This is a genomic window from Waterburya agarophytonicola KI4, from assembly GCF_020640915.1.
GTDB lineage: Bacteria > Cyanobacteriota > Cyanobacteriia > Cyanobacteriales > Xenococcaceae > Waterburya > Waterburya agarophytonicola.
On the sequence record NZ_JADWDC010000060.1, the window covers coordinates 17,825 to 27,343 of the forward strand.

The 9,519-nt window shown below is 40.0% G+C and carries 6 protein-coding genes; 3 read left to right on the plus strand and 3 right to left on the minus strand.

Annotated features, from left to right (window positions below):
* Positions 1-5: 5 nt before the first annotated feature.
* Together rimK and I4641_RS18470 are read left to right on the plus strand one after the other, a co-directional pair.
* Positions 6-923 (plus strand): 30S ribosomal protein S6--L-glutamate ligase, encoded by a 918-nt coding sequence (gene rimK, locus I4641_RS18465; protein ID WP_229642055.1) that lies wholly within the window; start codon positions 6-8, stop codon positions 921-923.
* 71 nt (positions 924-994) lie between these two features.
* A complete protein-coding gene (locus I4641_RS18470; protein ID WP_229642056.1) occupies positions 995-1,945 on the plus strand; it encodes a succinylglutamate desuccinylase/aspartoacylase family protein in 951 nt (316 codons plus the stop codon).
* Positions 1,946-2,042: 97 nt separating this feature from the next.
* Here I4641_RS18470 and I4641_RS18475 read toward each other — a convergent pair whose 3' ends face one another.
* The 3 genes from I4641_RS18475 to I4641_RS18485 form a co-directional block, all read right to left on the minus strand.
* A complete protein-coding gene (locus tag I4641_RS18475; RefSeq protein WP_229642057.1) occupies positions 2,043-3,731 on the minus strand; it encodes a SulP family inorganic anion transporter in 1,689 nt (562 codons plus the stop codon).
* 31 nt (positions 3,732-3,762) lie between these two features.
* Entirely contained in the window at positions 3,763-4,758 is a 996-nt protein-coding gene (locus I4641_RS18480; RefSeq protein WP_229642058.1) for a sodium-dependent bicarbonate transport family permease, read from the minus strand.
* Between the two features lie 135 nt (positions 4,759-4,893).
* Positions 4,894-6,003, minus strand: coding sequence for an RNA polymerase sigma factor, RpoD/SigA family (locus I4641_RS18485; RefSeq protein WP_229642059.1), 1,110 nt, complete (start codon positions 6,001-6,003; stop codon positions 4,894-4,896).
* Between the two features lie 673 nt (positions 6,004-6,676).
* Here I4641_RS18485 and priA point away from each other — a divergent pair.
* Complete coding sequence (gene priA, locus I4641_RS18490) at positions 6,677-9,316, plus strand: primosomal protein N' (RefSeq protein ID WP_229642060.1); 2,640 nt, start codon at positions 6,677-6,679, stop codon at positions 9,314-9,316.
* Positions 9,317-9,519: the final 203 nt, after the last annotated feature.

Below are 9,519 nucleotides of genomic sequence, written 5' to 3' on the forward strand. Positions count from 1 at the left end.
CAAATATGAAAATAGCAATTCTTTCTCAAAATTCGAGTCTTTATTCCACTAGACGCCTCAGAGAAGCAGGAGAACAACAAGGACACAAAATTAGAGTAATTGATTACTTGCGCTGTTATATGAATATTACGTCTAAAAAACCCTCTATCGTCTATAAAGGTAAACCACTAGAAAACTTTGATGCAATTATTCCGCGCATCGGTGCATCCAGAACCTTTTATGGTACTGCGGTAGTTCGGCAATTTGAAGTAATGGATGTTTTTAGTGCCAATCAATCTCAGGCTATTTCTCGCAGTCGAGATAAATTGCGATCGATGCAAATTTTAGCCCGAGAAGGAGTAGGTCTGCCCGTGACTGGTTTTGCCCATGCCACTCAAGATATTGATGGTTTGATTGAAACAGTCGGAGGCGCGCCGTTAGTAATCAAACTATTAGAAGGTACACAAGGGATCGGGGTGGTTTTAGCAGAAACTTATCAAGCAGCTAAGTCCGTTATTGAAGCATTTCGCGGTTTAGATGCCAATATTCTCGTACAAGAATTTATCAAAGAAGCAGGAGGGGCAGACTTACGCTGTTTTGTGGTTGGTGATGAGGTGATTGCTGCCATGAAACGACAAGGTGCAGAAGGTGAATTTCGTTCAAACCTGCACCGAGGAGGAAACGCTCAAAAAATAGATTTATCTCCCGAAGAAAAAGATACTGCCCTGAGGGCAGCCAAAGCGATGGGATTAAAAGTTGCAGGAGTGGATTTACTTCGCTCCAATCATGGACCAGTAGTTATGGAAGTCAATTCTTCTCCTGGTCTAGAAGGGATCGAAAAAGCAACAGAAATTGATGTGGCGGGCAAAATCATCGACTTTGTGGTTAAATGCGCTGTAGAAGAAAATGATGGCGATCGCGCTTTAAGTAAGCCCTTCTATTAAGTAAAATTATCGTGGGACATACTTCTCATAAAAAAAGCGATCGCATTCGATATTAATTAACTAAGAACTAAGTGTCAGACAATACGATTGAAATTGCCAAGGAAATAATTACATCGGGACAATTACGCCGTTTTGAATTGCCAGTTAGCCGTTTATCGACTCAGACTTTAGTGTCTCTTCCCGTAACGGTGGTTAATGGCGTTGAACCTGGTCCCAAATTATGGTTGAGTGCAGCCATTCACGGGGACGAGCTAAATGGAGTAGAAATCATCGCTCGAATATTGGGGCGAGTTGACCCCAAAAAACTGCGAGGTACTATTATTGCCGTGTCGATTGTGAATGTATTTGGTTTTATCGAACAATCTCGCTATTTACCAGACCGCCGAGATCTCAATCGCTCTTTTCCAGGTTCGGAAAACGGCTCTCTCGCTTCACAATTAGCCAATCTATTTATGCGCGAAATTGTCGCTCACAGCACTCACGGCATAGATCTGCACACGGCAGCAGTACATCGTACCAATTTGCCCCAAATCCGCGCCAACTTAGAAGATGAGATCACCTATCGTTGTGCCAAAGCTTTTGGCGCACCGTTGATGATCCATGCCAAAACTATATCTGGCTCGTTGCGTCATTCAGCCACAAAAAAAGGTCGTCCCGTTTTGCTCTACGAAGCAGGAGAAGCCTTGCGTTTCGATCCTCTAGCGATTGAATGTGGTGTTCAAGGTATTTTAAGGGTGATGAATTGTCTAGAAATGTATCGGGATGAATTAGTCTCTAATACTGTTGAATCTTTAGAAAGTAGAATTAGTAGATGGGTAAGAGCTTCCTGTGGTGGAATATTTCATCTAGAGGTAAATTTAGGCGAAAAAGTCCTGAAAAGACAAGAGTTAGGTTTTATTACCAATGCTTTTGGGGAAAAAAGAGTTGCAGTCCGTGCAACAGTTAACGGTATTGTAATTAGCTATACTCAAAATCCCTTAGTCAATCAAGGAGATGCCATTATTCATTTAGCCGTTGTTTAATAGAGATCTTAATTTATAAAAGCATCTAGCCAAGTTTCCCAATGCTGATTAATTGACAATCGAACGTAAGTTTGAGATTAAAATCGGGTGTTAAGCATTAGTTAGTTATATTTTTCTCTTTAATTTTAATTTCACGAGATTCGATGTATGCGATCGCTTCTTGGATGGCAAACAACCTTTCATCAAAGCAACGATCGGGAGGTAGTAATTTGAGTAGCTTCATTTTTTGCAGTCTTTGTTTTACTTTTCCCGTTGCACCAACTAAAAATACTTCACGATTATTGCTGCAAGCATCTTTAACCATATTTTCGATCGCCAAAGAAGCAGTTACTCCCAATAAAGGTACATCGCTGAGATCTAAAATCAATACCTCATATTTCCGCACAATTCCCATCCTTTGAGAGATAGTTTTGGCTGCACCAAAGCTCATCGGTCCGCTTAAATTAAATAATAAGATTTTGCCTTTGGCTTGTTTTAGTAAATGCTTTTCTTCCATGCTCAAAGCTGCATCATCATCATCATCATCGGGATTAATAATGGCTCTAACATGATTGCTTTGAATATCGCTCAAGCTTTTAATAGTTAATAAATTGGCAAAAAATACTCCTGCTGCTACCGCAGTAATTAGATCCACAAATACAGTCAAAAACAAAACCATGTACATCAATCCCGTGGCCTTGAGGGATATATTGTGCGCTCGTTTTAAAAAACTCCAATCAATAATATCAATCCCAACTTTAATTAAGATTCCTGCTAAAACTGTTTGGGGAATATTAGAAGTTAACTCTCCCGCTTTAAGGACAATAATCAATAAAACCAAAGCATGAATCATGCCCGAAATGGGTGTTTTTCCGCCACTTTTGACATTAATTACAGTGCGCATAGTAGCCCCCGCCCCAGGAAGCCCGCCACACAAGCCTGCTAGCAAATTACCGATGCCTTGACCGATCAATTCGCGATCGCTATCATGTTGAGTTCGGGTAATGTTATCTGCCACTAAAGATGTTAGTAAAGAGTCAATCGATCCCAATACTGCCAACATCAAACCATAGCCGAAAATATCCCTAACCCGAGCGATATCAAAAGAGGGCAAATGCAAGGTGGGTAGTCCACTAGGAATATCTCCAATTAGTCGTAAACCTTGGTCGGGCAAAAAATAAGCTGCTACAAATGTTCCTATAATTAAAGCCAATAGAGGAGAAGGAATTAATCGGGTAATTTTAGCAGGGGTTAAAAAGACGATCCCCAGAGTTAAAATTCCCAAACCTACCGATCCAGGATTGGCATTACTCAGAAAATAGGGTAACCGACTCACTGACTGCACCACATTAGCCGAGGCAGGATGCCCGAAAAAAGGTCCAAACTGAAGCAAAATTATAATTACCCCAATCCCCGACATAAAGCCTGAAATAACTGTATAGGGCATGAGAGTGATGTATTTACCCAGGCGCATAATGCCAAATACGATCTGAAATATTCCCGATAAGATAATTACAGTAAAAGCGATCGCCGCGCCATTTTCGGGATCTCTGGCAATTTCTGTCGAAAACACTGTGGCAATTACTACTGTCATCGGTCCAGTAGGCCCTGAAATCTGGGATGGAGTCCCCCCAAATAAGGCTGCAAAGAAGCCGACTATGATTGCGCCATATAAACCTGCGATCGCTCCTGCACCAGAGGATACGCCAAAAGCTAAAGCTAAAGGGAGAGCAACAACTGCCGCAGTTATCCCGCCAAACAGATCGCCCCTTATGTTTTTGGAATGAAAACCGTTGACCAGTTGCATAGAAAAAAAGCTAAGATTCTTTTTGATCTTATTAACCCCAAATGCGGTTGATAATTGCTAGGTAAATAGGAATGCCAATAATAATATTAAAGGGAAAGGTGAGAGCTAAAGCCATAGATATATATAGGCTGGGGTTTGCTTCGGGGACTGTCATTCTGATGGCTGCGGGTACTGCGATATAAGAAGCACTCGAACATAGTACTGCAAACAAAAGAGCATTACCCTGGGATATTCCAATTGCTCTGGCAATAAAGATACCCACTAATGCGTTGAATACTGGCATCAAAATGGAAAACCCAATCACAAACGAACCACTTTTAATTAAGTCGCCAATTCTTCTAGCTGCTACTAAACCCATATCTAGCAGGAAAAATGTCAGCATTCCATAAAATATTTCTCCTGTAAATCCTTCTAATCTTTCCCATCCTTGTTCGCTAGTTACTATGCCTACCAATAGACTACCCAATAGTAGGAAAACTGAACCATTTAGAAAAGCTTCTCTTAATACTTCCGACCATGAAAAGCTACCTTTGCTGTCTTCTCGATCTGCCTTGTTGTCTTGGGTAAACAGCCTGACTAAAATTAAACCAACAATAATTGCAGGAGACTCCATCAAAGCTAAAGCTGCCACCATATGTCCCCCATATTCTATCGGTGGGACTTGTTGTTCGAGAAATGAACTTGCTGTAACAAAAGTTACCGCACTAATTGAGCCATAACTAGCTGCGATCGCTGCTGCATTATAAGCATCTAATTTTATTTTAAGGATAAAAAAAGCATAAATTGGCACTACCGCAGCCATAATTACTGCTGCCAACAAAGTTATGGCAATCTCACTATTGATTCCACTCTCATGTATTTCGTGTCCCCCTTTAAAACCAATGGCAAATAGAAGATAAAGAGAAAATAGTTTGGGTAAAGGATGGGGAATTTCTAAATCTGATTTTAAGAAAACTGCTATCATTCCGATAAAGAAAAATAGCACTGGCGGATTTAAGATATTAGAAAGAATGAGGCTCGAATCCATAGAGTTAAATACTAATTTATTAAATAAAAAATGAGTAAGGGCAATTATATTATTCGTATAATAACAATCGCCTTACTCACTTAATTGAGTTTGAGTAAAATTATTTTTTTATTGTCTACCAAATATTGAAAATTATTAATTTAACCATCCTTTCAGACGACGAGCAACTTGAGGGCGACGCAGTTTGCGCATGGCTTTACTTTGAATTTGACGCACTCTTTCGCGGGATAAGCTGAACATACCGCCGACTTCTTCCAAAGTATAGGGCTGGCTAGTCGATAAACCATAACGCAAACAAATTACGTCTTTTTCTCGCTGAGTCAGCACATCATCCAAAACATCAGTAATTTCCTGACGCATCATAGTTTCGTTCATCCGATCTTCGGGTAATTGAAGATCACTATCTTCCAGCAAGTCTACGAGTTCAGTATCTTCTGCTTTACCCACACGATGATTGAGAGATAAAGATTGACGGCGCAATTCTAACAGTTGGCGCAACTGAGAATTAGAAATTTTTAATTCTTGAGCTAATTCTGATTCGCTAGGGTTGCGTTGTAAGTTTTGCTTGAGGTTACGTTGTGCTTTTTTAAGCTTGTTGAGCTTTTCTACAATATGAATCGGCAATCGAATAGTACGAGCATCATTGGCAATGGTACGGGTAATTGCCTGTCTAATCCACCAATAGGCATAGGTAGAAAATTTGTATCCTTTATTGGGATCGAATTTCTCTGTAGCTCTATTTAAACCGATCGCTCCTTCTTGAATCAAGTCCAGAAAAGGTACGCCTCGATTGAGATAACGTTTGGCAATAGAAACCACTAAACGTAAATTGGAACGAATCATTTTACGCTTGGCTACTTTCCCTCTATATAGTAGTAGGTCAAGCTGACGTTCTGATTCTAAACCTATTGCTGCCACTAATTCGATTTTAGTGGGTTTTTGTTCTTTTTCTTCTATCAGTTTTTGCCGAGCTTTTTCTACTCCTAGCATGAGCTTGACATCATTCGCCAGAGTTATTTCTTCTTCTGCGGTAAGGAGTGGATAGCGAGCCATTTCTTTGAAAAAGGCTCCAATATTATCTTCTAAAGGAATTTTACGACGACTTTTAGCTCCAGAATCATGACTATCTTCTGCGGAATATTCTGCTTCAACTAGTTTTAAATCATCTTCAGTTATTGCAGAATCTTCGTCGAGGGAAATATCTAGATCGTAATTGTTCTTCTCGGTAAGTTTGACTGTAGTCATTGGTTTTATTCCTAAGTTTTGCTAAAGAAGTATTTGGATATTCGCGAAAATTTTCCGATCGAAATCTCACTAATAGGATAAATTTATATTTGCTCTGCTTATGTTAAATTGGGTTATTAAAAAGTTCTCTTAAAGCTTCGGAAAAACAGGTCTATGGATGTAATTTATCCTTTACAGTTCTTTTTGTTTATTCTTTTACTAACTGTTCAATTATTAAACTCTCATACTTATGAATCATTATTCGCAAAGCATATCTTTTCTTAATGTTTTTTTTTGTAAAAATAGGTTATTTTAGGAAACTGACAGATGCTCGCAAACTGGATTATATCAAGCTTTTTCCGACTTTTTGACTGATATTTATTTCATGAGTCTAGTAGCGTACTAATTTTCTTTATTTTGTAGTGAATTAACTTAGTATATTTTCATCAAACTTCGATTTAAACTGTATTGCTTTTTACTTGAAATCAATTCTTGTAATGAATTGATAACTTAGTGACCCTCCTTCGACAAACTTATAAATGTTATCAGTTATACTCAATCCATTAATATTATTTTGAAAATATTATTTTGAAAACGCTCTGCCCAATGGTTTTATTGTAGACAAAGCAAAAGCGGGAATTGAGCGGGGAAAAGAGTAGAATAGTATTCCCGTACGGATAGTTGTAAAAGTTTGATGTTAATTGGTACTTCTGAAAATCTATCTCAACTTAGTTATGCGAGTTTGGCAGAATCTGTAATTAATAGCAATCTCATCGCAGCCGAACCCAAAAATAGCTATCAAACCCATACTCCACAGTGGGTAGAAGTTTTAGTCGATGTCCCTGGAGTACAGGGATTATATACCTATAGTCTTCCAGCAGATCTATTAGTTTGTGTGGGGGATATTGTGAGCGTCCCCTTTGGCATACAAATAACGGGGGGTATTGCCATTGGGATCTCGACTAAACCACCAGCAGATTTAGATTCTACCAAGATTAGACCTATTGAAGATGTAGTGATTTCAGGCTTTTTTCCTCAACAATATTGGGAATTGTTAAACAACATTGCTGACTATTATTGTACGGATTTGATGAGTGCAATTCGTGTTGCTCTACCTCCAGGCTTGTTAGGGCGATCGCAACGTAGAATTAGATTAAATAAAGGAGCTATTCCTCCTGGTGCGGAGCATTTTTGTAGCGTTATTGCTCTTAAGGTCTTGAAACTGCTACAAAATCAGAAAGACGGGGACTATAGTGTTAATTATCTCAGAAATCAAGTAAAAGGTGCCAGTCGGGGTATTCGGGAACTAAATAAACGAGGATGGATCGAGAATTATCTCGAAGCACCAAAACGAGCCAAACCAAAGCTAAAAACAGCTATAACCTTGGTAGGAGGAAGTTTATTAAACGATTTGACGACAAGACAAAAAGAAATCTTAAGTATCCTTAAAAATGAAGGTGGAGAGGCTTGGCAGACAGAATTCGTCAAGTCACATCAAACCAGTACCAAAATTCTCAAAGCATTAGTAGATAAAGGTTATATCATTCTTGACGATCGCGAAATCTTACGCAAAGAACAAGGAGTCGCTCAAGATGGCGATCGCCCTAAAGAATTGAGCCAAGATCAAGCCAATGCCCTACAAGTAATTAACGCCCAAACAGGTTATGCCCAAATACTTTTACATGGAGTTACGGGTTCGGGAAAAACCGAAGTATACTTACAAGCGATCGCACCGGTGTTAGCCCAAAACAAATCTGCATTAGTCTTAGTCCCCGAAATTGGCTTGACTCCTCAATTAACAGATCGGTTTCGCGCTCGATTTGGGACGCAAGTTTGCGTCTATCATAGTAAACTATCTGCTGGAGAACGTTACGATACTTGGCGACAAACCATTCAAGGAGAACCCCAGGTAGTAATTGGCACGCGATCGGCTATCTTTGCTCCCTTACCAAATTTGGGCTTAATCGTTCTCGATGAAGAACACGACTCCAGTTTTAAGCAAAATCGTCCTGCACCTACTTATCACGCTCGAAAAGTAGCAAATTGGCGGGCAGAGTTAGATGATTGCCCTTTAATTTTGGGTTCGGCGACTCCTTCTTTGGAAAGTTTAGTAGCAGTCAGAGGAGACAAAGCCCTAAAGGATACCGCTTCCCATAAGACAGGGAGACGAGGAGATATGGCATCGATCTCCAAGAGGTTTTATTTATCTTTACCCGCAAGAATTGCATCTCGTCCGTTACCTAAAGTAACTATTATCGATCTGCGTCAAGAATTGAGTCGGGGTAATCGATCCATTTTTAGTTTATCGCTGCAAAATGCGATCGCCGATATGCAGGAACGAGGAGAACAGGGGATCTTGTTTATTCCTCGACGGGGACACAGTACTTTTGTCTCTTGTCGCAGTTGTGGCTATGTTATGGAATGTCCCGACTGTGATGTCTCCCTTTCCTATCACTATACCCATGAAGGCGCAGCTAAACTATTACGCTGTCATTATTGCAACTATACCCGCATTCAACCCAATAGTTGTCCTGAATGTAGTTCTCCCTATCTAAAATTTTTTGGTAGTGGAACACAAAAAGTAACTCAAGAATTAACTAAATTATTTCCAGAACTCAAATGTATTCGTTTTGATAGCGATACTACCAGGAATAAAGGCGCGCATCGCGAGTTAATTACTCAATTTACCAATAAAGAAGCAGATATCTTAATTGGTACGCAAATGCTGACTAAGGGTTTAGATATTGCAGGGGTAACGGTAGTGGGAATTGTGGCTGCGGATGGTTTATTACATCGTAGCGACTATCGCGCAGCGGAAAGAGCTTTTCAAACCATGACTCAGGTAGCGGGAAGGGCGGGGAGAGGAGACACTCCAGGCAAAGTTATAGTGCAAACTTATTCCCCCGAACATCCTGTTATTCAAGCCGTTAAAACCCACGACTACCATAGTTTTAGCGCCGCAGAATTAGCCGAACGAGAAGAGTTAAACTATCCTCCCTATGGAAAGCTGATTTTAATTAAACTTAGTAGTATCGATAGTCGAGAAGTCGAGCAAGCAGCCGAAAAATTAGCCGATCTTCTCATCGATCTCTTAAGTCCAGAATATGATATCTTAGGCCCCGCACCTGCCAGTGTAATGCGAGTAGCCCGTCGCTATCGCTGGCAAATTTTACTAAAGTTCTCTCAGTCAGAAACAGATTCACCCGACTTAAATATACTGCCAGACAACGCGGACTTGTTGGTTTCCCACAAAGAGCGATTGTCGAGGTTGCGATCGCATTTACCCAAATCCGTCAGCATGACTATTGATATCGATCCCATTAACATGGACTGACTTGAATCCCCAATTTATCTCAAATTGCCACGATGGAGAATTACGGCACTAGGAATAGTATTATTTTGGCTATCGTCTAGCATCAACAATTCCACGCTGCCATAGTAAGCTTTGGGGGTATTTTCCAAACATCTATAGCTATTACTTCAGATAAGTAGCTAGGTGGAATTAAATATAAAACGCTCCAAACAGTAATTACCAAG

Bases quoted from the DNA above. Each gene is read 5' to 3' on its own strand.
- rimK (WP_229642055.1), top strand. From the start codon at position 6: ATGAAAATAGCAATTCTTTCTCAAAATTCGAGTCTTTATTCCACTAGA.
- I4641_RS18475 (WP_229642057.1), bottom strand. From the start codon at position 3,731: ATGCAACTGGTCAACGGTTTTCATTCCAAAAACATAAGGGGCGATCTG.
- I4641_RS18480 (WP_229642058.1), bottom strand. From the start codon at position 4,758: ATGGATTCGAGCCTCATTCTTTCTAATATCTTAAATCCGCCAGTGCTA.
- I4641_RS18485 (WP_229642059.1), bottom strand. From the start codon at position 6,003: ATGACTACAGTCAAACTTACCGAGAAGAACAATTACGATCTAGATATT.
- priA (WP_229642060.1), top strand. From the start codon at position 6,677: ATGTTAATTGGTACTTCTGAAAATCTATCTCAACTTAGTTATGCGAGT.